The sequence below is a fragment of the Neobacillus sp. GCM10023253 genome (assembly GCF_042653105.1).
GTDB classification, from domain to species: domain Bacteria; phylum Bacillota; class Bacilli; order Bacillales; family Cytobacillaceae; genus Neobacillus; species Neobacillus citreus.
Genome location: NZ_JBHSHV010000027.1, coordinates 50,885 through 76,664, shown reverse-complemented (window position 1 = coordinate 76,664; position 25,780 = coordinate 50,885). Strand labels below are relative to the sequence as shown.

Below are 25,780 nucleotides of genomic sequence, written 5' to 3'. Positions count from 1 at the left end.
AACATAAGTGAAAATATTGTAAAGATTTTTTAATAAAAAAACCTCCCATGGCCTTAGGACCAAAGGAGGGAGGGGATTTCTGAGTATATCTTGTTGTTAACTGTATCTTATCGGTTATCCACTTTTTCAGGATAAAGGTCATGATTCATCAACCGGAATTGGGCCATTTCTTCATACTTGGTTCCCGGTTTACCATAGTTGCACCATGGGTCAATGGAAATTCCGCCGCGCGGCGTAAATTTTCCCCAAACCTCAATATACCGTGGATCCAGAAGCTTGATTAAATCATTCATGATGATGTTGACACAGTCTTCATGGAAATCGCCGTGGTTACGGAAGCTGAACAGATATAATTTCAGCGACTTACTTTCGACAATTTTCTGATCCGGGATATAAGAAATATACATCGTTGCAAAATCCGGCTGTCCCGTCAGCGGGCAAAGGCTTGTAAACTCAGGGCAGTTAAATTTTACAAAAAAGTCGCGATTTGGATGCAGGTTGTCGACAGCCTCCAAGACCTCCGGCGCATATTCAAATAAGTATTTGGTGCCCTGATTTCCGAGCAGTGTTAAATCCTTTAAACCTTGTTCATCTGTACGTCCAGACATAAAAAAACCTCCTGTAAATGTGCCCCAGCACTTTCACAAGAGAGGTCCTTCACCATTCTAATCAAACTAAGGGGATAAAAGCAGAAAAGCCACATCCTTATGGACATGGCTTTATTGACATGAATCCATAGTTTTTTATAGAGGGTAACAGCTATGAACCTCTCCCGTTCGATACGGGTATTCTATTTTTATATTAATACTATATTGGACAGCGCAGTATTCGTCAAATGGAAAAATTTTTAGCGAGGGGACAAGCATATTGTATCTATCTGTCTATAAATTTTTAACAGTCCAACTGTTCGTTCGACACTTTATTTTATGACCTTGTCCTAAAATCAACTCATAACGTCTCAAACGTTAATTACCAGATTGCTAGGGGGAATTGGGTTGAAAAAAAGATTAGCGGTTCTATCGGTTTGTTCAGTTCTTTCAATTTCATTGCTTGCCGGAGTGCAGGCAGACAAGCCTAAGGCAGAAGCGGGACAAGAACATTATGTGTTAGCTTATAAAGGAAAGCTTCCGGCAAACTTCTCTGCAAAAATTGAACAGGCTGGCGGAAAAGTGGAACGGGTTGTAGAAGAAATAGGAATCGTTGAAGCTGCCTCCTCTAATCAGGACTTTCTATCAAAAATTTCACAGGATACGAATATTCAATCGGCTGGAAGGGAGCTTATAGCCTACTTGGAAACAGACCCCGATGACGCTATTCAATTTACCCCGGGTACACCTAATGGGCAGAAGGTAACTCTTGACCCAAATGCTCTAAGCTATTGGGATAAACAATGGGATATGCAGCGCCTAACACATGATGGGGATTCTTATAAATTAAATGATGGAAATCATGATACAGTTGTTGCTGTTATCGATACGGGCATTGATTTCAGCCACCCTGATTTAAAGGATGATGCAGATCTGGCAGGCTCTAGAACCTTTGTTCCTGGCACAACAGATGCTTGGGACAAAAATGGCCACGGTACCCACGTTGCTGGGTCGATTGCGGCAAATGGAAAGGTAAAGGGTGTAGGACCTGGGTTAACCGTTCGTGCCTATCGTGTGTTTGGGGCAACAGGTGGAGCGCAGCAATCGTGGATTACCGATGCCATTGTAGCCGCAGCTAATGATGGGGTTGAGGTCATTAACATGTCAATTGGCGGTTGGCGCTGGATGGCCCATAACTTAGGGGAAAAGGGTGACTCCGCTTCTATGGTAGCTTATCAGCGCGCTATTCAGTTTGCCATTCAAAAAGGGGTTACGGTCGTTGTATCGGCTGGGAATGATTCAAAAGACTTGAATAACTTACATGATATGCAAGCCTATTGGAAAGCTACTTACGGAATTGATATTAAGGGTCCGTCCCGGGTAGTACCTGCACAAATTCCTGGCGTCATTACGGTGTCCTCATCGAATGAATGGTCGGATAAAAGCATCGCCTTCTATTCCAATTACGGCAATGCAATTGATGTAGCCGGTCCTGGCGGGGATAATGGTCCGTTATATGACAGCTTGTATCGACAAAATCCAGCCGGAAACTATTTAGATAAACGTGATTACACGTATCGTACATTATCAACCTATCCTTCTTATCCAGTTGGAGGAGGCAATGCCACAACACAATTCACCGATGGACAATGGCATGGATACTCGTATTTACATGGGACCTCCATGGCAGCACCAAAAGTCGCCGGGGTCGCCGGAGTTATTAAATCTGCCCACCCAGAATACTCACCAGCCCAAGTAGCTGCAGCTATTAGACAAAGTGCCATTGATTTCGGTAAAGTCGGAGTTGACCCACTTTACGGAGCTGGCGAAGCAAACATTTACAACTTCCTCGCAAAAGATACCGTGAAAAAATAAAGAGCTGGTCTGACCCCACACAGATGGGTGGTGCTGCCACCACCCATCTTTTCTTGTATTACGTCCAGTCCACGCATTTATTTTTTATGGTAAGTCATTAATTACTTCTTTCGCAGCCCTTTCCCCGGATTCCACTGCTCCGTTTAAATAGCCTGGATACTTAATGGAGGTGTGTTCACCAGCGAAGAAGATATTGCCTTCCCGCTCTCCAACTATTCCGGCAAATTTTGTGTAATTGCCTACTTTCCAGTAAGAATAGGCTCCTTTTGACCATTGGTTGCTAAGCCAGTGATCAACCGTGGCTAAACCATTCCAATTACTTGTACTTCCTGGCAACACGGGGTCTAACTTGTCCAAGAAACTTTTAGCAATCTCCTTCTTTTCTGTTACTGTTAACGCAGAAAGTTTGGCTGCTGTTTCGCCTCCCGTATAATTGACCAAAATTCCTGAAGTGCCTTGTTGGGTACGTGAGGATTCGAAGGTCTGCTGGTAGCCAGTATCCGTAAAGGTTTCTCCATTATTCCCAAGGTCATTCCAGAATCGATGGGCAAACTGTGCATGGAGCTTTGTATTTACCCCCATTCCCAATTCTTCAATCGCTATTTTCTTTAAGTCTCGAAAGCTGGCATTCTCAAAATCTATTGTTCTTAAAATCTTAAAAGGAATAGCCAGAATAACTTTATCGGCCAAAACCTCCCATTCCTTTATACGATTTCGAAAGGTAAGTCTTATTTCATTTTGGCTGGTTTGTTCAATTTTTATAAGAGGGGAATTTAACTCGATTTGTCCTGTAAGATTGTCAGCTAATAAGGTGGGGAGCTGATCATTTCCACCTCTAATATGAAAGCACTCATCTGAGTCTCCATATATGTGAAAATGATCCTTTTGGGCAAAGCCCAACATATAGAGGAGATTTAATGCACTCTGCAGACTTGCATCTGCTCCATTTTCAACGGTATAGGCAACTTCCAATAATTTACCGAATTTTGATTGAATTCCTCCCGGTACAATTTCATTAATATAATCCAACACTGACATATGATCCAGTTCATACCCACGTTCAGTATAATGATTGTAAAGTGTGGTCTCACCAACCTCTATTAAATCCTTTTTGAGTTTAGGCAAAATATGCATAAAATCATTTGTGACTTCCTCAAAGGTATAGGAGCAGCCATCAAAAAAATAAAATGGCATTGTCCCTTTTGGTTCTGCCATCACTACATTATCAAATTCCAAGCCAAGCTCTTTTCCCAATTCTTGAATCTCTTTATGACCTGTATCTATTAATTCCCCACCGCGTTCGACGATTTGGCCGTCTTTAAAATGCCCCCTTCTTGTCCAACAACGCCCCCCAACTCGATTGGCCGCTTCATAAATGGTTGCGATAATCCCTTGCTGTTTAAGTCGAAAGGCGCTCGTGAGTCCCGCCAATCCTGCTCCCACAATGACTACCCTTGGTGCTTTATGAAAACTACTTGTAATTAACTGCTTCTTTTCCTTATCTGGAATGTCATCGAGATCTTGTAAATTAGCTTGTCCAGTACTTTTTTCCTTTTCCACCGCGGCACTGGCCACAGCAAAAGACTTCTGCAAAATACCTGCTAATGGTGTTCGTGCCAAAGCCTGTCCTCCTTTTGCAAAAATAAATCATGCTAATGATTGAATCACTATTCTGTGATAGTAATATCTATCAATAAAATATGCATGGCTTCTCTTTTTGGCTTTAGGCAGGCAGTAGGTCATCTGGTTTATTTTTATCAACGGACTGGTGACCTGTAGATACTTATGAACACAATGGCTAGCAGCATGGCCAGAATTCCCATTTATGCCGCTTTAGCATGGAGTAAAAAAGGCTGTTTTTAGTTTATAAACGCAAAAAAGGAGCCCATTTTTTGGGACTCCAACTACTGATGCTTACAATGAAACAGGCAGTTTAACTGCTTTGTTTGTTTCGCGTCGAACAACCGGCGCCACCTTAGTCGCCAAAAGTTCAATGGATTCTGCTACCTTTTTAAATGGCATGCCGCCGATATCCATTTGCGCCATGAAACGTTGATGGCCAAAAAGCTCATATTGGCGAAGGATCTTTTCAGTAATCTCCTGCGGACTGCCGACAAACAGGGCGGTTTCCGGTCCAGTAAGCTTTTCAAATTCCTCCCGCGCCATGGCATTTACCCCGTGTTCCTGATTGAAAAACCCACGATAATTCGCGTAGTAAGGGAAATAATTGTCTTTCGCCAGTTGGCTCGTCTCTGAAATGAACGCATGTCCCGTTACAGCCACCTTTAAATCATCAAGCGCAAACCCAGCTTCTGTTGCTGTCTTGCGATATACTTCCACAATCTGCTTAAATCTCATCGGATCACCGCCTAGGATCGCCATTGTTAAGCCTGCTCCATATTTACCGGCACGGATCGCGCTTTCCGGCGAACCGCCGACTCCTACCCAAAACGGAATCCCCTTTTGGACAGGCCTAGGGGCGATTTCCGCGTCCCTTAATGGGGTTCTAAATTTTCCTGTCCAAGTCACTCTTTCATTTGCATTTAACTTCAAAAATAAATCGATGTTTTCCTCAAACAGCCCATCATAATCATCCAAATCATAACCAAACAGTGAAAAGGATTCCACAAAGGCCCCGCGGCCCGCAATCACTTCTGCCCGTCCATCCGACAAAAGGTCCAGCGTCGAGAAGTCTTCAAATAAACGCACTGGATCAACAGTCCCTAAGACTGTCGTTGTACTTGCCAGTTTCACCCGTTTTGTCACTTGAGAAATGGCGGAAAGAATCACAGGCGGTGAAGACGCCGCATAGTCAAGTCGATGGTGTTCACCGACACCAAAGACATCGAGGCCTGCCTCATCGGCCATTTTTGCCGCTTCCAAAATTTCTGCCATCCTTTGTCTGGCACTAATGGTTTTACCTGTTTGCGGGTCTGCCACCAAGTCCCCTAGTGTATATATACCAATTTCCATACCGTTATTTTCATTTATATTATCTGTCTTCATTTGCGGTATCCTCCCAAAGTTCTGTAGCAAACAAAACTTACTAATAGTATTGATTACTTGACAATATCCATTCATTATTCTATCATAAATCTCAGATTAAAGATATTTTAATTCAAGGAAAATGATTTGTAAATGCGCCTAATACACTTCATTTACCTTTGTTTATTTAGGTTTTATTTTTTGCAATAAAGCAAAAAATAAGGTCACATGCCTAACATCAAGAAAATACAAGGTGGTGCAGCAGGAAATGGGATTTATAGACAAATTATTTGGCAATTCAGCTAAGGAGGAAGACAAAATGACAACTGAAAAATTAAATATCGGTATTATCTTAGGAAGCACTCGTGAAGGACGTGTAAGCCCGCAAGTTGGCGAATGGGTAAAAGGTATCGCGGACAAACGCGGGGATGCCAATTATGAAATCGTAGATATCGCTGATTTCAACTTACCATTCTTAGGAACAACTGATGGAACAGAACCAGGAATCGCAAAATGGAATGAAAAGCTTGCTAACTTGGATGGCTTCGTATTCATCGTTCAAGAATACAACCACAGCATCACTGGCGCTTTAAAAAATGCTCTTGATTTTGCTCGTGAAGCATGGAACAACAAAGCAGCAGGTATCGTAAGCTATGGTTCAACAGGCGGTGCTCGTGCGGCTGAACATTTACGCGGTATCATGGGTGAGTTAATGATCGCTGACGTTCGCGTTCATCCAACATTATCTTTGTTCACTGATTTCGAAAACGGATCTGTTTTCAAGCCACAATCATTACACCTTGATAACGTAAATGCTATGCTTGACCAAGTTAATTCTTGGAGCGGCGCGTTAAAAACTGTTCGATAAATCGTATATTGTTAAAAGGGAGATTGCACCAAGCAATCTCCCTTTAACATTTAGCGATTATAGTCTATTACATATAGATATGGAACCCGAATATTCCCTTTATCAGATGTTACGTTAATATAACCACGTTTAAAATCAGGTGTTCCCTGCTGGCCGCTTAATTTCGTCCCGCGGTTTTGAACAGTTACGGTTATCTCAGTACTTCCTTTTGAAGGAACCTTAACTTCAGATTTACTTAAACTTAAGTCTGCATCCGTACTCAAGGTATAAGTAACAGCACTTGCTGTTGGGTTAACAAGAGTAAGTGTCATCTGATATGTCTGGTTCCCAACCGGGCGAACTAGACCAAAGCTTAAGGAAGACGGCAAAGCCAACGCTGACGGGTTCATTGCACGGCCCAAATCAATTATACCGGCACCAATCTTAAGCGGATTATTAACATCTTCATCTTTTAAAACACTTCCATCCACATTATGTGCTGTGCCCATTAAAGCAGCTTTCACTTCAGCTGGTCCCCAACCAAGTCCATTTTCTTGACTGATTTTTAATAAAAGGGCTGCCGCACCTGCAACATGAGGGGCTGCCATAGATGTGCCTTGATAAACCTCAAATCCGCCGCCCACCACGGATGAGTATATATTTACACCTGGCGCCGCTACATCGGGCTTTAACGTGTAATTAGGTGTTGGTCCCCAAGAACTAAAGTCAGCAAGTAAATTGGGAGTTGCTTGGATTTCCGTAGGAGGATAGGTGATGGTAACCTTACGTTTACCTTCCTCAGCACTAGCTAATTGTTGACCCGCCGCTTTTGATACCATTACTGCCGGTATTTTAACCCCATCTGTTGCCATTGGAATAGGGTCAGCATCAGTATTATTGTAAATAATTACACCTATAGCTCCCGCAGCTTCTGCATTATTGATTTTTTCTGCGAATGTACAGTTGCCGCGCTGAATTAGCGCAAGCTTGTCTTCTAATGGTTTACCACTAATGGCTGAGCATGCCTGTTTATCTCCACCAGAGTAATCCGACCACAGAGCATAATTGCCGGTTATTTCTTGCTTAACCTCGCCTCCCTGGCTGCCCGTAGTGGCAATTGTCTGGCCTTCAACCAGCGCATCAGACTCCAAGAACATCGCAAACGAATGGCTATTGGTTGTCGCAGCAACCGTAATAACCTTATCAGCTGTTCCTGGCGATCCGACGGTATAATTCCCCGGTCCCTCATTACCTGCTGATATGGCGACTACCACGCCGGCATCTACAGCAGCGTTAACGGTCATGTCTAATAAATCCGCACCCTTATGAGGTGTTCCGCCCAGACTAAGGTTAAGGACATCCATTCCATCCTTAACAGCCTCTTCAACCGCTTTGGCGATAAACAAGCTGCTTGCGTTTTCAACATCACCTGGGAATACATTATAATTCCCTAGGTATGCACCTGGTGCCACACCGCTAAGCGGACCCTTTGCCATTGGCGCTGTTGTTCCGGCCTTCCCAGCGATTGTCCCTGAAACGTGCGTCCCATGGCTTCCCACTGCTTGTGCTGTTAATTTTGGATTTTGCGTAAATACCTTCGCTACAATAACCTTTGCAGTTGTTAAGTTTGCATCACCTTTCGGAAACCCTTCCGGCACTTTCATCCCTTCGTTTGGCTGGAGGAAAGGATGCTTCTGATCAATCCCTGAATCGATAACACCGACTTTAATTCCAGCCCCTGCATTTGCCTGCCCGCCAAGAGCATTCCAAATTGGACCCGCATTGATTAAACCAGTGCTCGTACTCATTGCTTTTCGATAATCACCACTATATCCTACTTGAACTACACCAGGTCCCTGGCTTACATCCTTTAAAGAAGCACCATTTAGCTTCAATCCAAGTCCGTTATAGGTTACCGCATACTCCGTCACAACCTTAACCTGTGGAAGCTGTTTGGCCAGCCATTTTTTGTAGTTCTCCCGCTGGGCCTGAAGGCGGTTTCCATATTTATTGGCAGCTGGTGAATTAAGGTCTAATTTCTTCCCCTTCTGCGGTTTGGTAGGGTCATACCCTTTACTTGTTCCCTCGAAGGATGCAATCGGAGCATCCCCAAATTGAATAAAGGCGTAATCACTATTTTGGTCAGTTGTTGTATTAATCTGGTCATCATATTTAACAACCGCCTGAATAGGTATTGCTGCAGCAAATAACAAAACTAAAGCTAATGAAATCCCAACGATGTGTTTAAGGCGTCTCAAAAAATTCAACGTATATTCCCCCTTTAGCCATTTTTTCTTAGCTACTAGGAATATAAATTCTTAAAAAAGGGGCATTTCCCTTTAAGAGATTTTGTAGCATTATGAAAATGATTTTGTTGAATAAGGTGATCGATTCTAAAATTTTGTAGGGTAGGGGAGATTTTCCGCGGACTTTGGAAAAAAGGAACAGAAAAAGGGCCGCTCCCACTGCGTAAAACTTTTGCAGAGTGGAGGTCAGGCCCTTTTTTAAATAAAATTAGTTGGACTTTCTGCCAAGGTATGCCTCGACAATTCTTGGGTCTTCCAACAGGTCCTTTGCGTTCCCGTGAATGATAACCTTCCCGGTTTCCAACACGTATCCATAGTCAGCTATTTTCAAGGCCTGTTTCGCATTTTGTTCGACGACAAGCACAGTTGTGCCGGCATCTTTGATTTCCTTGATGATTTTAAAAATTTCTGCCACGATCAATGGAGCTAGTCCCATTGAAGGCTCGTCCAGCAATAATAATTTAGGACGTGCCAGCAACGCACGGGCGATGGCAAGCATTTGCTGCTGTCCGCCTGAAAGTGTTCCGCCAAGCTGATTCTTCCGCTCTTTTAAGATTGGGAATCTTTTCATGACATCTTCCAGGTCCTTTTCAACCTCTTTATCTTTTCTTTGGTAAGCCCCCATATCAAGGTTTTCCATGACAGTCATTCCTGACAATATAGCCCTTCCCTCAGGAACAAGAGAAATCCCTTTTTTAACTAGCTGGTCCGGTCTCAAGCCAGTGACATTTTCCCCAAGAAACTCAATGGTTCCGGTCTTCGGCTTAATTAATCCGGCAATTGTTTTCATCGTTGTTGTTTTTCCGGCCCCGTTCGCCCCTAGGATAGTGACAATTTTCCCTTGTTCCACTTCCAGGCTGACTCCTTTTAGGGCCTGAATTTTTCCGTAAAATGTCTCAATTCCAGATACTTTAAGCAATTTCATCATCTCCCTCTGATCCGAGGTAGGCTTCAATAACAGCTTGGTTATTTTGAATTTCATCCGGTGTTCCCTCAGCAAGCTTTTTACCGAAGTTTAAAACGGTAATTCGATCACACAGCCTCATGACAAGCGGCATGTCATGTTCAATTAACAGAGTTGTGATGCCTCGCTCCTGGACCTTTTTAATCAAATGATATAAATCGGCTGTTTCGGTATCATTCATACCGGCAGCAGGTTCATCCAATAATAATAGCTTTGGATTGCTTGCTAAGGCTCTCGCAATTTCCAGCCGTCTTTGCTGGCCATAAGCTAGGTTTTCCGCAATCGCATCCTCAAACTCCAATAAGCCTACTAATTCGAGAATCTCCTTCGCAGTTACACGTAATCTTTCTTCTTCAGCACGCTGTCCCTTTGTCCTTAGTACACCGCTAAAGACACCTGATTTACTGCGGGTGTGCCCTCCAACCAACACATTTTCCAGCACCGTCATTTGAGAGAAAAGACGAATGTTTTGGAAGGTCCGGCAAATTCCCTTATTGGTAATTTTATGTGGTTTAAAGCCGGTAATTTTTTCATCTAAAAAGGTAATTTCGCCCGACGTTGGAGGGAACATATTCGTAATCATATTAAACATAGTCGTTTTCCCTGCACCGTTTGGACCAATAAGACCGTAGATTTCTCCTTCCTTAATGGAAAAAGAAACATCAGTTAAGGCCGAAATACCGCCAAAATTTTTCGTGATGTTGTTAATTTTTAGAACCATGTTTACCCCTCCTTTTTGACAGCTGAAACTTCTGTAAAAGGGGAACATCAATAATTCCCTGCGGGCGGAATGCCATCATTAAAATCAAAATGGCACCATAAATCATATAACGGTATTCACTGATAAAACGCAATACCTCTGGCATCAAGGTCATAAAGGCGGCACCAAAAATAGAGCCCCAAATGACTTCGCTTCCGCCGAATACCGCGAAAATCAAAATTTCAACGGCGCGATGGTAGGAAAAATCAGCAGGGCTGATATAGCCCATAACATGGGCGAATAATGCGCCCGCAAAACCTGATATAACCGCCCCCTGAACAAAAGATAAAACTTTATAATACGTGATATTGACTCCCATTGCCTCCGCCGCTTTCTCATCCATTTTAATGGCTGCAAAAGCACGGCCGACACGGGATTTATTTTGTCTAACAAGGAACCAGATTAAAAGAATATTGATGATGACCAATATAATTAGTACCAGTAAATAAACGTACTGATTATTTTTTAAGCCAATGTCCAGCGGATTAAATCCAGCATCCCTGGAGACCTTTAGCAGTTCCCTGCCGATTTGCGGAATACCTGAAAGACCAACCGCACCCTTAGTAAGAGATTCCCAATTAATCAAGAACACCCGAATGACTTCACCGAAGCCAAGGGTGGCAATCGCCAAATAAACCCCCGTTAACCGAAGTGACGGAATTCCGATTAGAATACCGACTATTCCTGCAACGACAGCACCTGCAATGACACTGACAACAATGGGCAGATCGTAGTTAATGGTTAATAATGCTGATGTATAGGCTCCAATCCCCATAAATCCGGCATTCCCTAAAGAGAGCTGTCCGGAAGAAAGGGTAACATAAATACTTAAGCCTAAAATAATGTTAATCATAATAAACGAAGCGACTTGAAGGTAGTATGGATTTAAAAAGTCTCCAAGCATATCATCACGGCCTTCCCTCAGATGTCTTTTGGCCGAATAGTCCCTGCGGCCGGATTAAAAGAATCACGATGATTGCGAGGAATGCAATAGCATCCCGATATCCTGAATCTCCATAAGCAACAATGAGCGTTTCGGCTAATCCAAGAATCAATCCGCCAGCCATAGCGCCTTTCACATTGCCCATTCCACCAAGGATAATGATGGCAAGCCCTTTAAGCCCCATCGATAAGCCCATTTGCGGGTTAACGGAGTTAAACGCCATCCCAACAAGAATACCGGCAATTCCGCCCATCGCGGATGCCATCACGACTGTTAAAGTGATGATCTGTCTCGTATTGACACCAAGGATACTAGCTGTATCCAAATTTTCTGCTGTCGCACGGAGGGCTTTCCCTGCTCTTGTTTTGGACAGCCAATACGAAAGAGCCATCATTAACACAACTGAAATCACAAAAATGACAATTTGCACCACATAGATGGTGATAGAACCAATTGTAAAATGTATTTCAGCAAACGCATTTTTAAATGGATGGTTACCGGCTCCAAATAAGTGATGCGATAGATTTTCCAGTAAAATCGATACCCCGATTGTGCTGATTAATGGGGCAAGGTGCGAGACGCCTTTTTTTCCGCGAAGCGGTCTTAAGGCAAATCGCTCAAGCATATAACCTAAAATTGCGGTGACAATAATTGCAGCTAGAAATGCCATCCAAATCGGCCAACCCAATGTACTTGTGACCATGACGCCTACAAAAGCGCCAAACATAAAGATTTCGCCATGCGCCATATTAATGATGCCAAGAACTCCAAAAACCAGCGTAAATCCAAGGGCAACGATGGCATAGATGCTTCCTAGTGTGATTCCATTTATTAGCTGTTCTAATAGCAAAACATCTCACCCTCTAACTCCATTTTTTCAAAAACCAGTAGTAGTAATTAAAGCCCCCCGCCTTTAGGCTTTGGCAGCCTGTAGCGGGGAGCAGCTGATAGTAGTGATTCATTGTTCTGTTTGATATCCTTCAAACTATCGAACGTTCAAGCTTATTCGAAAATTTGGAACTTCCCGTCCTTGATAATAAGAACGGTTGGATCCATTACAACGTCTCCATCCTTGTCAAAGGAGAATTTACCAAGGATCCCAGGGAAATCCTTAATTTCAGCAAGAGAATCCCGCAGTGCATCGCGGTCCGCTTCGCCTGCATTTTTTAGTGCTTCAGCCATGATATAAAGGGCATCATATGCCTGTGCTGCGAATTGGTCTGGCTTCTTGCCATATTCGGATTCATACTTTTTCACGAACTCTTGAACCTTTGGATCTTGCTTATCGCCAAACCAAGGAGTTGCCACAATCAGTCCATCAGCAGCCTGTCCGGCAATTTGAATAACCTGTGGAGAGTTAAAGCCGTTACCGCCGACAAATGGTACATCAATGCCCAGTTTGCGGGCCTGGTCCATAATAACAGCACCTTCATTATATAGAGCGGAACATAGAATTAAGTCCGGCTGAATGCCCTTAATTTTTGTTAATTGTGCATTATAGTCAGCCTGACCCTTTTGGAAGGTTTCAGTTGTTACTACATCAAGCTTCATTTTTTCAGCTGTCTTTTTCATCGTGTCATAACCGGATTTTGTAAACACATCATCATTTCCGTAAAGAATAGCCACTTTTTTCACTTTATATTTATCAACCGCTTTTTTCACTGCTGCAGGAATCGCTAGTGCCTCTGGCAGTGAGTTTCTAAATACATAGTCCCCGATTTGTGGGATTCCTTCAGCAGTAGTAGATGTACCCATGATTGGAATACCATTCAAGTCTGCCTCAGGGCCGACTACATTCATTTCTGTACTTAATGTAGGTCCCAATAAGGCTACAATACTATCGTCACTCATTAACTTTTGAGCTGCAGATAGAGCTTGTTCCTGCTTACCTGCTGAGTCTTCAACAACAAGGTCGATTTTGACATCGCCTTTTGCATTAATCTCTTTTTTCGCTAAATTAAAACCGTTAGTAATAGCTTCACCGTAAGCTGCACCAGGTCCAGTTAAATAGGAAACAACACCGATTTTTGCTTCCACGGCCTTGCCGCTTTCTTTTGTATCGCTCCTTTTGCCAGAAGTTTCTGAATTATTACTGCATGCTGTTAAGACAACAAGTAAAAGAACAGTAAACAGCAGAAACGACTTATTAAGGATTTTTCTCATGTCCGTCTTTCCCCCTATTTTTCGACAAAATTAGTTATATATATCTATTAAATACTAATATTATTTCAATGTAAAGATTTTGAACTGAATTTTTAGAATCTTATTTCTATTCACAAAAATTGTTAAACGCTTTCATTCTTGTAATTTAGCGGTTTTTATTAAAAACATTAATATAAAAAATTTTTACTATAAAATGATGGAAAGGTATTTATAACAAATTGACCGTTGTCTAGCACTTTCCTTTAAAAATGATTACGAATATTATTAATACTGTTACAATAGGAGAAAGGTGGATATTCTTAGAGAGCACTAAAAAAGGAGGATTTCCATGTTTGAATTATTAGTTACGATGGTAGAGCGGCTTGGAATCCTTGTGATGATAGCGTTTGTGTTGACAAGATTCCCTTTCTTTCGCGACATGATTTATCGGGAGGAATTGAATCGAAAACAACAAGTGCTTGCGATTGCCTTCTTTGGCTTCTTTGGGATTATCGGCACGTATTCGGGACTGACACTTAATACAAATAGTTTCCAATTTAATCGCTGGATCTCTGAGCTTAATTCGGATGAGGCGATCGCCAATTCCCGGGTCATTGGTGTCGTTTTAGGAGGACTTCTGGGTGGCTATCGTGTCGGCATTGGCGCCGGATTAATTGCCGGGCTGCACCGCTTTACATTAGGTGGGTTTACAGCCATATCATGCGGGCTTGCCACGATTCTCACCGGAATTCTGGCAGGATTCTTCCATAAGAAAGACAAGCATGTAAAACTAAAGTCTTCTTTTCTGCTTGGTGCCCTTGCAGAATCTATACAAATGCTGGTCATTCTATTAATCTCCCGGCCGTTTGAAAAAGCGTGGGATTTAGTTGAGATTATTGGCCTGCCGATGATTATTGCAAATGGGATTGGCTGTGCGCTTTTCCTACTCATTATTAAAAGTGTCATAAATGAAGAAGAGAAAGCAGGGGCCCTGCAGGCCCAAAAAACATTGCGTATCGCTGACAAAACTCTGGCCTTTCTTCGTAATGGACTCAATACCGAATCGGCCAAAGTGGTTTGCCACATTCTCCATAATGAAATGAATACGAGTGCCGTGACCATGACAAATTCAGTGGGAATATTGGCCCATGTCGGCCTTGGCTATGATCATCATTTACCACACCATACGATTCAAACCAGCATCATACAGGACGTTATAAAGAAGGGGGAAATCACCATTTCCCGGCGAAATACCCTTTGTGATACCGAGGGATGTCCGCTTGATGCCGTCGTCATTGCACCTTTAAAACAACGGAGAGAAACGATAGGAACCCTGCAATTTTACTTCCGTTCAGAAAAAGAAATCACCCCAGTCATCATGGAACTGATTTCTGGTCTAAGCCTGCTATTAAGCAACCAGCTCGAGATTGCTGAAGCGGATAAATCCTACCAGCTGGCAAAGGAAGCGGAAATTAAGGCGCTTCAAGCACAAATAAGTCCTCATTTTCTATTTAATTCATTAAATACGATTCTCTCACTCATACGAATCAAACCTGCGAAGGCACGAGAATTGCTTATCTCACTGTCGCATTTTTTACGGCAAAACCTATCCGTCACAACCCAAAGCATGACAACACTTGAACAGGAATTGCGACATGTGAAAGCCTATTTAGCAATTGAAGAAGCAAGATTTATCAATAAATTGAAAGTTATCTATGAAGTAGAAGAAGACGCCCTTCTACAACAGATTCCTCCACTAACTCTGCAGCCAATTGTTGAAAACGCCATCAAGCACGGGATTAAAGACAAGGTCAACAATTGTGTTGTAAAAATTACAATTCAAAAACAGCAAGAGTCGGCATACGTAAAAATTGAGGACAATGGGGTTGGAATGAGCAAGGAGCGGGCTGGGCAGATTAGCAGAGCACCGATAGCTTCTGAATCCGGTAACGGGTTAGCCCTTTATAATGTAAATCGCAGATTAACGATGGTGTTTGGTGAAGAAGCTGCCCTAAAAGTAAAAAGCGAAATTAATATCGGGACAGAAATCTCCCTTTCTATTCCTTGTTTGGAGGCGGGCTAAATGGAACAATTGATTAGAACCCTGATTGTAGATGATGAGCTTTACAGCAGGGATGAACTTAAACACCTGTTAGGGAATTTCCCTGCTATTCAAATTGTCGGGGAAGCAGAATCCGGCCAGGAGACAATTATGAAGGCCATTCAGCTTCAGCCTGATGTCGTTTTTCTGGATGTTGAAATGCCAAAAATGAATGGGATGAGTACCGCAAAAGCATTGATGGAATTAAAAAAGGCACCGTTAGTCGTGTTTGCTACTGCCTACCCGCAATTTGCCGTTGAAGCTTTTCGCTTTAATGCAGTAGATTATTTACTAAAGCCCTATGACGAGGGACAATTAAAGGAGACGGTTAACCGTATTATAAAAAATAGGAGTACTCCCACGGATGCGGAAGTAGGCAAACAATCCGGAAAGCTGGCCATTGAAACAGAAGGGGAAATCTTCTATATTGAACCAAAGGATATCCTTTATATTTACAGGGATGACAAATGGACAAGGCTGATCACGAACAACGGTGAGTTTGAAACGAAAATCCCGCTTAAGGAATTGGAGGTTAGGCTGACCACTTTTGGCTTCTTCCGAATTCATAAAAGCTTTCTTGTGAATCTTGACTATGTTACTCGCTTGACTCCATGGTTTAATGGCGCCTACCAGCTGCAAATCGAAGGAAGAAAGGAAATGCTGTCTGTCAGCAGGAATTATGTGAAGGCATTAAGAACAAGACTCGAAATCTAATATTTAAACAGAAGAACAAATAATTTAATTTTCAGCATCTTAGGCCCGCTAGAAAACATGTTAATCCCGAAAATCTACCTTTTAGTCACAAATTACCCATATCTCACTTTCTCTCTTTTATACTTAAGGATGTAAACGCATTCATTCATTTGTTAAAAGGGGGAAAAAACTTGTATACATTTCTTGCGGGGATTGCCCTGTTAATAATCGGTTATTTCACGTATGGCAAATTCGTTGAAAAAATGTTTGGCGTAAAGGAAAACAGAGCAACGCCGGCCTTTGTCAATAACGATGGTGTTGACTATTTGCCAATGAGTACACCAAAAAACTCTTTAATTCAATTATTGAATATCGCCGGAACAGGACCTGTTTACGGACCTATTTTAGGAGCTTTATATGGACCTGTTGCCTTTATCTGGATTGTGGTGGGTTGTATTTTTGCCGGTGCTGTCCACGATTATTTAACTGGAATGATTTCCATCCGGAACCGCGGCGCCCATCTTCCTGAGCTTGCTAGCAGATTTTTAGGGAAGGTAATGAGACACGTCGTCAACGGTTTTGCAGTCCTGCTGCTTTTATTAGTAGGTACCGTGTTTGTAACAACACCAGCCGCTCTTTTGAATGTCTTAATGAATGGTAAAGTAGCTTTATTCATTATTATTGCTGCTATTTTTCTCTACTACATTTTAGCTACACTTTTACCAGTTGATAAAGTAATTGGCCGCCTTTACCCATATTTCGGTGCGCTGCTTTTAATCAGTGCCCTCGGTGTAGGTGTCGGCTTAGTTGTAACTGGCCAGCCAATTCCAGAACTATCTTTTAAAAACTTCCATCCTGCCGGCGCTTCGATTTTCCCATTATTGTTTTTCACGATTTCATGTGGCGCTTTGTCAGGATTCCATGCAACACAGACACCGATCATTTCACGTACTACGCAAAATGAAAAAGAAGGCCGTAAAATATTCTACGGCATGATGATTACAGAAGGTGTTATCGCGATGATTTGGGCTGCTGCCGGAATGAGCATGTTCCACGGCTATAACGGTTTGCAGGAGGTCATTGCTGCCGGCGGACCTGGTGCCGTGGTCAGCCAAGCCTCTACCACACTTCTTGGTGCAATCGGCGGTACACTTGCTGTCCTTGGTGTAGTTGTTCTGCCAATTACTTCAGGGGATACTGCTTTCCGCAGTGCGCGGATGATTATTGCCGAATATCTAAATATCGCGCAAAAGAAATTATCCAGCCGTTTATGGATTGCTGTTCCACTTTTTGTGATTTCTGCAGCACTAACTCAAATCGACTTTAATATTTTATGGAGATATTTTAACTGGGCCAATCAATCAACAGCGGTCATCGCCCTGTTTGTCGGCGCCATGTATCTCTATATTGCGAAGAAAAACTACTTTGTTCCGCTGATTCCGGGAACGTTTATGCTTTTGATGGTTATCACTTATATCCTTAATGCCCCCATCGGCTTCGGATTATCCGTAACTGTTTCATGGATTGGCGGGGCTATCGGCACAATAATCCTGCTTGCATTATTCTTTAATGCCGCTAAAAAGGCTCGTGCCAATAATATCCCTCTCGAAGAAGACATATCCGGCTGGAACAAGGTGGCCTAATGGGCTGCTGTAACCCTAACTACCGGAAAACTGTCAATGAAAAGGAAGAAGAGCTTAATCGAAAGGGCAAGGATTCTGTTCCTTTGTTGGCTAAAATTATTATTCTACTCATCATAACAGGAGGGATCCTAGCGCTCTTCCTTCGATAAGGTAAAGCATGGGGACGGTTCTTTGGTTTTAAAACAAAAGAACCGTCCCCATAAATCATTTAGGGTAGAAAATTATGAAAATTTGTGATACGATAAAATAAGTTTAAAAGGCCGTGTGTAACTGGCGAAACGCGGATAACCGCGAGGGAGCACACGGTGTCGAAGCCGTTCGCCTGGGCAGAGGTAAGGGAATTAACTCCCTTACCTCTTTCTGCTTATAAAAAGGAGGAAGAAAAATGAGCACGATCGCTTTAGAAAAAGTGAACACCATCAAAACCCTTAATAATATCGCGGAAAGAGGGCTAAACGTATTCAATAAGAACGGCTTTCTGGTTGACAACGGCAGTGAAAATCCTGATGCCATCCTTGTTCGCAGCTTTAATATGCACTCGTTAGAATTCGGTGAAAATTTAAAGGCAATCGCAAGAGCAGGAGCAGGTGTCAATAATATTCCGGTCGATAGATGTACAGAGCAAGGTATTGTTGTGTTCAATACCCCTGGGGCAAATGCCAACGCTGTCAAGGAAATGGTCCTTACCTCATTAATAGCTTCTTCCCGTAACCTTTTTGCTGGTGTAGCTTGGACTAAGTCGTTAGATGGTGAAGGCGAACAAATTCCAAAGCTTGTTGAAGCAGGCAAAAAGCAATTTGTCGGAAAAGAAATTAAAGGGAAAACGTTGGGTGTTATTGGATTAGGAGCGATAGGTGCACTTGTGGCCAATGATGCGCTGGATTTAGATATGGATGTTATCGGATTTGATCCATTTATCTCTGTCGATACCGCTTGGAATTTGTCCCGCAATGTGCAGCGGGCCATGACGATTGAACAGTTATTTGCAGAATCAGACTATATCACTGTTCACGTACCGCTAACCGATGACACAAGAGGGATGTTTAACCAAGCAACCTTCAGCATCATGAAGCCTGATGTTCATATTTTAAACTTCTCCCGTGGTGAACTTGTCAATGAAACAGACATGGCTGCCGCTCTCGAAAGCGGAAAAGTTGGAAAGTATATTACCGATTTTCCAAATGAACATGTGCTCAAAATGAAAAATACCGTTCCAATTCCGCACCTAGGCGCCTCCACAAATGAATCAGAGGAAAATTGTGCAATCATGGCAGCTCGTCAGGTGAAGGAATTTTTAGAAACAGGAAATATCAAAAACTCAGTGAATTTCCCAAATACCAGCCTGCCTTATACTGGTAAGCGGCGCGTGGCGGCATTCCATCAGAATGTTCCAAATATGGTTGGACAGATTACATCTGCAGTATCCAGCTATCATTTAAACATTGCTGATATGGTCAACAGAAGCCGCGGGGATTATGCCTATACAATTATTGACATTGATAATAAAGTAAACGGTGATGTTATTCCAGGATTAGAGGAAAAAGTAAAACAAATTCCTGGAATGGTGACAGTTCGGATTATTTAATTAGGAAAAATTAAGTTACATGAAAATGGAGCCTGGTTTCAATACCGGCTCCATTTCTTTTACCCAATTTGATTCTATGCTGATAATTTTAATTTTTTCTCATTTTTCCTTCTATAAGAATACAAAGCAAATAATAGAATAAACCATAGTGGTGTCAACAATAGGGCCGGACGGGTAGCGTCGGCGAAAAGCATGATGATGAGAATCGCTGCAAACAAGGTTAGGACCGCATAATTAACAAATGGTGTAAATGGTGCTTTAAATTTTGATTTTGCCTGTAAGTCCGGACGAGTTTTCTTATACCTTACATGACAAATCAGAATGACGCCCCAAACCCAAATAAAACAAATGGCACTAATTGTTGTCACAATTCCAAAAGCCTGCTCCGGAATAAGTTTGCTAAGGAGCGCTCCCCCTGTCAGGACAAGAGTCGAAATCAATAACGCATTACTTGGCACATGATTTTTATTCAGTCTCGCAAAATTGGTTGGTCCCTGGCTATTACTGCTTAAATTATATAAAATCCGGCTTGTTGAAAACATCCCACTGTTACAAGCAGAAGCGGCTGAAGTTAGAACGACAAAATTAATAATTCCTGCGGCAATCGGAATCCCGACTAAACTAAACGTTTTGACAAACGGACTTTCAGCTGCATTCAGTTCCGTCCATGGATTAATACATAGAAGAACGATCAATGCGCCAACGTAGAAAAATAAAATCCGTAAAGGAATTTTATTAATGGCCGATGGGATATTTTTTTCCGGATTGGCTGTTTCCGCTGCCGATACACCCACTAATTCCACACCAACGAATGCAAAAACGACCATTTGGAATGAAAGCAAGAAGCCTGTTATTCCATTTGGAAAAAGGCCGCCATGTTCCCAAAGATTTTTAATAGAGACTGCCCCTGCATCTGTCTTGAATCCCATCACTAGTAAAATGACCCCAATTCCGATTAAGGCGAGAATGGTAATGACCTTTATTAGAGCAAACCAGAACTCCAATTCTCCAAAAAGCTTTACCGTTAATAGATTGAGGCCCAATAAGACGACCAAACAGACAATTGCAGGTATCCACTGTGGGATATCAAACCAATATCGTACATATACACCAACAGCAATCACATCAGCCATAGCAGTCATAATCCAGCAAAACCAATAGGTCCATCCCGTTACAAACGCGGCTCGCGGTCCAAGATAATCTTCGGCAATGTCAGTAAAAGACTGATAGCCCGCCTTAGACAGCAGGAGTTCCCCCAGCGCCCTCATCACAAAGAAACAGGCAATACCTACGATCAAATAAGCAAAGATGATAGATGGGCCAGCCAGTTGGATGGCTTTACCCGACCCCAGGAATAATCCGGTACCAATGGTGCCGCCAATTGCGATAAGTTGAACGTGCCGATTTGCTAAATTCCTCTTTAATTCTTGCTGTGCCAACCTTGACTCCCCCTTAAAGTTTAAAAAACCCAATAAAAAAAGAGATTGGATGTCCTCCAATCTCACGGTCATAAGAATAACAAATAATACTTATTAAGCTGACAATTGTCAGCATGACAAATATATATTCAGTACTCTTCTGTCCTTTTGCCTGAGATTGTGAACCCTTCGGCGCCGCGGAATCCGCGGTCTCTCCAGAAGCTGCTCCTGCTATAGTGTGATCCATAGCAATCATAGCTTGCTAATTATTAAGTTTTTCAGATAATATTGTTGAATAATTTTTAATTTTAGTAGTATTAAATTACTTTGTCAACAATAACTGACTCTTTTATATTTTATTGAATCTCTGGAATTAATTTAAACCCCAGAGATAAGAATTTGAATTCGCTTTCATTAAGTTGTAATAGAAAGCCAAAGAACAGAAAAAGTATGTTATAATAATTGTCGAAATAAGTAGCTTTGTCTATAAAGGAACAGAATATATAAACGGGAAGGAACGTGAAAGAATGAGTAACGGAATTTTCAAAATCCCAACACCTGCAAATGAACCTGGCAATACTTATGCTCCAGGTACAAAAGAACGGGAAACATTAAAAGCAGAATTAACACGCCAATCTGGTATCGTAATCGATATCCCTGTGATTATTAATGGCGAAAATATAAAGACAGATACAGTGAAGCAAGTAGTTATGCCACATGATCATCAACATGTTTTAGCAAACTATTCGCAAGCCGGAGAAAAAGAGCTGCGTGATGCTGTTGAAGCGGCGATGGCTGCCAAAGAAGCATGGGCAAATATGGCCTGGGAACACCGCGCCGCTATTTTCTTAAAAGCTGCTGATTTAATCTCTGGTCCATACCGTGATGTCATGAATGCTGCGACCATGTTAGGACAGTCCAAAACAGCTGTTCAAGCTGAAATTGATTCAGCCCAAGAATTAATAGACTTCTTACGTTTTGGCGTTGATTATGCAAATCAGGTTTATCAAATTCAGCCAAGCAGCATGAAGAATGTATGGAATCGTACAGATTACCGTCCATTAGACGGGTTTGTATTGGCGATTTCTCCATTTAACTTCACTGCCATTGGCGGAAACCTGCCAGCAGCTCCTGCGATGATGGGGAACGTAGTCGTTTGGAAACCAGCAACAACTTCTATTCTAGCAAACTACTACTTTATGCGTATTTTAGAAGAAGCAGGATTACCAAAAGGCGTCATCAATTTTGTACCTTCTCGTGGTTCACAAGTATCAGAAGTTGTATTAACAGACCCACGTATGTCTGGATTCCATTTCACTGGATCCACAAGTACGTTTCAAACGATTTGGAAAACAGTCGGAGAAAACATTGCAAACTATAAATCTTATCCTCGTTTAATTGGGGAAACAGGTGGTAAGGACTTCGTATTTGCTCACGAGACGGCACAAGCAGACAAAGTTGTAGCGAACCTAGTTCGTGGCGCTTTTGAATACCAAGGTCAAAAATGTTCAGCCGCTTCTCGTGCCTACATCCCAGCAAGTTTGTGGGAAGAAGTGAAAGCCGGTTTAGTGGCAGAGACGGCAAAGCTTAAAGTTGGGGATGTCCGCGATTTTAGAAACTTCATGGGTGCAGTTATTGATAAAGCGGCTTTTGATTCAATTACAAGCTATATCGATTACGCAGCAGCTTCTGAAGAAGCAGAAATTATTGCTGGCGGTACTTATGATGATTCTGTTGGATATTTCGTTCAACCGACCATTATTGTGACTACAAATCCAAACTTCAAAACAATGGTGGAAGAAATCTTTGGACCAGTCTTAACCATCTATGTATATGAAAATGATCAATTAGAAGAAACATTACATGCAGTTGATACAGCTTCTATGTATGCCTTAACAGGTTCGATCTTTGCCCAAGATCGCGGGGCCATTCTTCACTTAGAAAACCGCTTATCCGGCGCAGCTGGAAACTTCTATATCAATGATAAACCAACTGGTGCGATGATTAATCAACAGCCATTTGGCGGTTCTCGTGGATCTGGTACAAACGATAAAGCAGGTTCTGTATTTAACATGATTCGTTGGACAAGTCCTCGTGTCATCAAAGAAAACTTTGCACCAACTGCAGAGGTTGCTTATCCATTTATGGATGCAGAATAATAAATAATGTAAAAAAGAGGTTGAAACCAAACGTTTCAACTTCTTTTTTATTTTTCTAGCCGGCACCAATGCCTTTATACTCCCCATTATTAACCATTTAAAATAAAATACTTTTTCTCACCGAACAAACAATTGTTTTCAATCTAGGATTCGATACCTTTTACTATTACCATGACTTCCAATGAAACATATTAAAGAAACATTCGATTAAAGGCTGAAAAATACAGTTTATATCTGTATTTTTCAGCCTTTTCTATTTTACATAGATAATAGTTTTTTCTAAAAAAAGCCATCCTAAAGAAGAAAACGCTGTTTCCAAGTTCCGTGTTTTTATGAATCTTATACTACCTACAATTGAAGGGAGATTTAGCTGTGAAACTGTATCAAGTAAGAAAAGGGCAATTTGTGTATTTTAACAATGAGCTACACAAGGTATATGGTGTAAAACCAATGTATAAATTCTCCGTTCATCTTATAAAGCTAAGAGATTTAACACAGCATATAACCAATGCAGCGAGTGTGGAGAGATATATACCGAAGGAAAATGACAGTTTTATTTTTGATCATAAAGTATACACACTCCGGAACAATCAAAGACCTCAAGCTGGAGACTATATTTTAATTAATAATCCCGCCCCCGATACCCTGGATCATTATTCTTTAAATGAAATTGAAGTGGTTGAAACTGTTGATAACAAAGGGGTCATTACAAGTGATTTGGATGGTATCAAACATAACGAATATTTATTGATGGTACCTGGCCGTGCTCCCGACAGTCATCCTATCGATTATAAAGACATTGCAAATCTTGAAGAAGACTTTGATGACGCCCTCCCGCAAATTGTTCATCCATATGGGGAGCTATCAGCACAGTTGGGAGACATTTATAAAAAGAAGGATAATGATGTATTAATAGAGGCTATGGTGACTGCGATTAAAGGGCAAACCATTTATCTTGGCGGTGGGTTAGAGGTGCCGCATGAAGAGTTGATGAATACAGACAAGTGGGAATATCAATACAACCCTTTTAATAACTGACAGAGCTAAATCTATTTAAATAAGTATTCATCAATTGCCAGGAGGTTTCCATGGAAAAGTTTAAAGAAAATAGTGTATTTATTATCTCTTTATTGCTGACCCTCATTTTTATTATCTGGGGAGTTTTTTTTACAGATAATCTTACCAAAGTTACCAATGCCGTTTATAATGGCTCGATTGATTACCTGGGTTGGGTTTATCTCGGTGCAACTCTATTCTTTGTCTTTTTTTCTATCTACTTGTTGTTTTCAAAGTATGGGAATATCCGGCTGGGAAGGAGAACTGATAAGCCTGATTTCTCTACCGCTTCTTGGCTGGCAATGCTGTTCGGTGCGGGTATGGGTGTCGGGATTGTGTACTGGAGCGTCGCTGAACCAGTAACTCACTACACCGCCCCTCCGTACGGAAAAGGTTATACGATTGACGCAGCCAATACCGCAATGAAATATACATTTTTCCATTGGGGCCTGCACCCATGGGCCATCTACACTGTTATTGGGTTAGCCCTTGCTTTTTTTCAATATAATAAAAGGCTCCCTGCAGCGATCAGTTCAGCGTTCCATCCCATTTTGGGCGACAAGATTTACGGCCCGATTGGCAAAACGATTGATATCCTGTCCATCTTTGCAACAGTCTTTGGGATTGCAACCTCCTTGGGGCTTGGGGCGATGCAGGTTACTGCAGGTATGCATGACATATTTGGCATTCCTAATACATTATTTATCCAGTTGATTGTCATTGTGGTCGCAACAGTCCTTTTTATTATTTCCATTAATACAGGCTTGGAAAGAGGAATTAAATACTTATCCAATGCAGCCATCATCTTTTCAGTGGCAATCCTTGTGCTGATTATGTTTGTCGGTCCAGCCCTAACCGTTATTAAAGTCTTTTTTAATACAACAGGCCTGTATTTAAGTGACTTTATACATATGAGTTTACGGTTAAGTCCTTTTGGAAAAGGTGAGAAATGGATTGCTTCGTGGACCTTGTTTTACTGGGCTTGGTGGATAGCCTGGGCGCCATTTGTCGGCATGTTTATCGCCCGGGTGTCCAGAGGGAGGACGATAAGGGAATTTGTTATTGGCGTTTTGATTGTTCCGACACTTGGAACCTGTCTTTGGATGTCCGTTTTTGGCGGTTCAGCACTTGAGCTTGTTCAACATTCTGGAAACCATGATTTGGCAAAACATATCGCCAAAAATGTGTCCTTGTCCATATTTATTTTCTTCGACCACCTACCATTAAGTTCCTTGTTAAGCATTTTGGGTTTCGCGGTAGTAGCTATTTATTATATAACTGTTGCCGATACCGCGACCTTTGTATTGGGGATGCTTAGTGAAGGTGGAACGTTTAATCCTTCTAACAAAATAAAAATGACATGGGGTGTCATCCAATCTGCTTTAGCTGCTGTTCTGCTGCTCGCGGGCGGTTTGGAGGTTTTGCAAACTGCTTCCATTGCAGCTGCACTTCCATTTGCCATAATCATGCTCGCCATGTGCTACTCCTTGCTGACAGGCTTAAAAAAGGAAGCTGAAATGCAACGAGGCAATAAAAGAAGCGCACAGCACTATAGCCTAAAGAACGAAAATAATTGATTAAATAATAAGCAAATTTGTTCGGCAAAAGACTCCTTCAGACCGAACTCCCCCCTATTGATTTTTCATGATAAATATCACAAAATTATCAGCACTTTTAGCGTATGCTTTAAGAAGAGGTAATGAGAGTGACTGAAGC

The 25,780-nt window shown here is 41.9% G+C and carries 19 protein-coding genes and 2 riboswitches; of the genes, 9 read left to right on the top strand and 10 right to left on the bottom strand.

What is annotated here, in order from left to right:
* Window positions 1-107: 107 nt before the first annotated feature.
* Window positions 108-608 carry a preQ(1) synthase gene (queF, locus tag ACFPA1_RS23925; protein ID WP_213147880.1) on the bottom strand — a complete coding sequence of 167 codons (501 nt, stop codon included), beginning with the start codon at window positions 606-608 and terminating at the stop codon, window positions 108-110.
* Window positions 609-995: 387 nt separating this feature from the next.
* Between queF and ACFPA1_RS23920 the strand changes: the two genes are divergently transcribed.
* Entirely contained in the window at window positions 996-2,462 is a 1,467-nt protein-coding gene (locus ACFPA1_RS23920) for a S8 family serine peptidase (protein WP_378586395.1), read from the top strand.
* Window positions 2,463-2,546: 84 nt separating this feature from the next.
* Here the strand turns inward: ACFPA1_RS23920 and ACFPA1_RS23915 are convergent, their stop codons facing one another.
* Together ACFPA1_RS23915 and ACFPA1_RS23910 are read right to left on the bottom strand one after the other, a co-directional pair.
* Window positions 2,547-4,082 (bottom strand): flavin monoamine oxidase family protein, encoded by a 1,536-nt coding sequence (locus ACFPA1_RS23915; RefSeq protein WP_378586392.1) that lies wholly within the window; start codon window positions 4,080-4,082, stop codon window positions 2,547-2,549.
* Window positions 4,083-4,376: 294 nt separating this feature from the next.
* Window positions 4,377-5,468: an LLM class flavin-dependent oxidoreductase gene (locus ACFPA1_RS23910; protein WP_378586388.1), complete on the bottom strand. Its 1,092-nt coding sequence runs from the start codon at window positions 5,466-5,468 to the stop codon at window positions 4,377-4,379.
* Between the two features lie 247 nt (window positions 5,469-5,715).
* Between ACFPA1_RS23910 and ACFPA1_RS23905 the strand changes: the two genes are divergently transcribed.
* On the top strand, window positions 5,716-6,315 hold the full coding sequence (locus ACFPA1_RS23905; protein WP_378586385.1) for an NADPH-dependent FMN reductase: 600 nt from the start codon (window positions 5,716-5,718) through the stop codon (window positions 6,313-6,315).
* Window positions 6,316-6,365: 50 nt separating this feature from the next.
* Here the strand turns inward: ACFPA1_RS23905 and ACFPA1_RS23900 are convergent, their stop codons facing one another.
* The 6 genes from ACFPA1_RS23900 to ACFPA1_RS23875 form a co-directional block, all read right to left on the bottom strand.
* Complete coding sequence (locus ACFPA1_RS23900) at window positions 6,366-8,561, bottom strand: S8 family serine peptidase (protein ID WP_378586382.1); 2,196 nt, start codon at window positions 8,559-8,561, stop codon at window positions 6,366-6,368.
* A gap of 247 nt (window positions 8,562-8,808) precedes the next feature.
* Window positions 8,809-9,519, bottom strand: coding sequence for an ABC transporter ATP-binding protein (locus ACFPA1_RS23895; protein WP_213148102.1), 711 nt, complete (start codon window positions 9,517-9,519; stop codon window positions 8,809-8,811).
* A complete protein-coding gene (locus ACFPA1_RS23890; RefSeq protein ID WP_378586379.1) occupies window positions 9,512-10,285 on the bottom strand; it encodes an ABC transporter ATP-binding protein in 774 nt (257 codons plus the stop codon). Before ACFPA1_RS23890 ends, ACFPA1_RS23895 begins: the two co-directional genes overlap by 8 nt.
* Window positions 10,269-11,228 (bottom strand): branched-chain amino acid ABC transporter permease, encoded by a 960-nt coding sequence (locus ACFPA1_RS23885; RefSeq protein WP_213147873.1) that lies wholly within the window; start codon window positions 11,226-11,228, stop codon window positions 10,269-10,271. Before ACFPA1_RS23885 ends, ACFPA1_RS23890 begins: the two co-directional genes overlap by 17 nt.
* Window positions 11,229-11,232: 4 nt before the next feature.
* Window positions 11,233-12,117: a branched-chain amino acid ABC transporter permease gene (locus ACFPA1_RS23880; RefSeq protein ID WP_213117017.1), complete on the bottom strand. Its 885-nt coding sequence runs from the start codon at window positions 12,115-12,117 to the stop codon at window positions 11,233-11,235.
* Window positions 12,118-12,269: 152 nt separating this feature from the next.
* On the bottom strand, window positions 12,270-13,430 hold the full coding sequence (locus ACFPA1_RS23875; RefSeq protein ID WP_378586375.1) for an ABC transporter substrate-binding protein: 1,161 nt from the start codon (window positions 13,428-13,430) through the stop codon (window positions 12,270-12,272).
* Between the two features lie 328 nt (window positions 13,431-13,758).
* Here ACFPA1_RS23875 and ACFPA1_RS23870 point away from each other — a divergent pair, with 328 nt between their 5' ends.
* From ACFPA1_RS23870 to ACFPA1_RS23855, 4 genes are all read left to right on the top strand, one after another.
* Window positions 13,759-15,492 carry a LytS/YhcK type 5TM receptor domain-containing protein gene (locus tag ACFPA1_RS23870; protein WP_378586372.1) on the top strand — a complete coding sequence of 578 codons (1,734 nt, stop codon included), beginning with the start codon at window positions 13,759-13,761 and terminating at the stop codon, window positions 15,490-15,492.
* Entirely contained in the window at window positions 15,493-16,224 is a 732-nt protein-coding gene (locus tag ACFPA1_RS23865) for a LytR/AlgR family response regulator transcription factor (RefSeq protein ID WP_378586370.1), read from the top strand.
* A gap of 170 nt (window positions 16,225-16,394) precedes the next feature.
* Complete coding sequence (locus tag ACFPA1_RS23860; protein WP_378586368.1) at window positions 16,395-17,846, top strand: carbon starvation protein A; 1,452 nt, start codon at window positions 16,395-16,397, stop codon at window positions 17,844-17,846.
* A 256-nt stretch (window positions 17,847-18,102) separates the two neighbouring features.
* Window positions 18,103-18,181, top strand: a riboswitch (ZMP/ZTP riboswitch).
* Window positions 18,182-18,231: 50 nt separating this feature from the next.
* A complete protein-coding gene (locus ACFPA1_RS23855; RefSeq protein ID WP_378586366.1) occupies window positions 18,232-19,431 on the top strand; it encodes a phosphoglycerate dehydrogenase in 1,200 nt (399 codons plus the stop codon).
* A 74-nt stretch (window positions 19,432-19,505) separates the two neighbouring features.
* Here ACFPA1_RS23855 and ACFPA1_RS23850 read toward each other — a convergent pair whose 3' ends face one another.
* Window positions 19,506-20,870 carry an amino acid permease gene (locus tag ACFPA1_RS23850; protein WP_378586364.1) on the bottom strand — a complete coding sequence of 455 codons (1,365 nt, stop codon included), beginning with the start codon at window positions 20,868-20,870 and terminating at the stop codon, window positions 19,506-19,508.
* Between the two features lie 129 nt (window positions 20,871-20,999).
* A riboswitch (glycine riboswitch) is annotated at window positions 21,000-21,078 on the bottom strand.
* Window positions 21,079-21,376: 298 nt separating this feature from the next.
* Between ACFPA1_RS23850 and pruA the strand changes: the two genes are divergently transcribed.
* From pruA to ACFPA1_RS23835, 3 genes are all read left to right on the top strand, one after another.
* Window positions 21,377-23,008, top strand: a complete 1,632-nt coding sequence (pruA, locus tag ACFPA1_RS23845; protein ID WP_213147866.1) for an L-glutamate gamma-semialdehyde dehydrogenase — start codon at window positions 21,377-21,379, stop codon at window positions 23,006-23,008.
* Window positions 23,009-23,380: 372 nt separating this feature from the next.
* Window positions 23,381-24,046 carry a hypothetical protein gene (locus ACFPA1_RS23840; RefSeq protein ID WP_378586361.1) on the top strand — a complete coding sequence of 222 codons (666 nt, stop codon included), beginning with the start codon at window positions 23,381-23,383 and terminating at the stop codon, window positions 24,044-24,046.
* A 50-nt stretch (window positions 24,047-24,096) separates the two neighbouring features.
* Window positions 24,097-25,641 carry a glycine betaine uptake BCCT transporter gene (locus ACFPA1_RS23835; protein WP_378586358.1) on the top strand — a complete coding sequence of 515 codons (1,545 nt, stop codon included), beginning with the start codon at window positions 24,097-24,099 and terminating at the stop codon, window positions 25,639-25,641.
* Window positions 25,642-25,780 lie beyond the last annotated feature (139 nt).

Coding starts and splice junctions, on each gene's coding strand:
- queF (WP_213147880.1), bottom strand. CDS start 608: ATGTCTGGACGTACAGATGAACAAGGTTTAAAGGATTTAACACTGCTC.
- ACFPA1_RS23865 (WP_378586370.1), top strand. CDS start 15,493: ATGGAACAATTGATTAGAACCCTGATTGTAGATGATGAGCTTTACAGC.
- ACFPA1_RS23855 (WP_378586366.1), top strand. CDS start 18,232: ATGAGCACGATCGCTTTAGAAAAAGTGAACACCATCAAAACCCTTAAT.
- ACFPA1_RS23875 (WP_378586375.1), bottom strand. CDS start 13,430: ATGAGAAAAATCCTTAATAAGTCGTTTCTGCTGTTTACTGTTCTTTTA.
- ACFPA1_RS23870 (WP_378586372.1), top strand. CDS start 13,759: ATGTTTGAATTATTAGTTACGATGGTAGAGCGGCTTGGAATCCTTGTG.
- ACFPA1_RS23835 (WP_378586358.1), top strand. CDS start 24,097: ATGGAAAAGTTTAAAGAAAATAGTGTATTTATTATCTCTTTATTGCTG.
- ACFPA1_RS23905 (WP_378586385.1), top strand. CDS start 5,716: ATGGGATTTATAGACAAATTATTTGGCAATTCAGCTAAGGAGGAAGAC.
- ACFPA1_RS23890 (WP_378586379.1), bottom strand. CDS start 10,285: ATGGTTCTAAAAATTAACAACATCACGAAAAATTTTGGCGGTATTTCG.
- ACFPA1_RS23910 (WP_378586388.1), bottom strand. CDS start 5,468: ATGAAGACAGATAATATAAATGAAAATAACGGTATGGAAATTGGTATA.
- pruA (WP_213147866.1), top strand. CDS start 21,377: ATGAGTAACGGAATTTTCAAAATCCCAACACCTGCAAATGAACCTGGC.
- ACFPA1_RS23885 (WP_213147873.1), bottom strand. CDS start 11,228: ATGCTTGGAGACTTTTTAAATCCATACTACCTTCAAGTCGCTTCGTTT.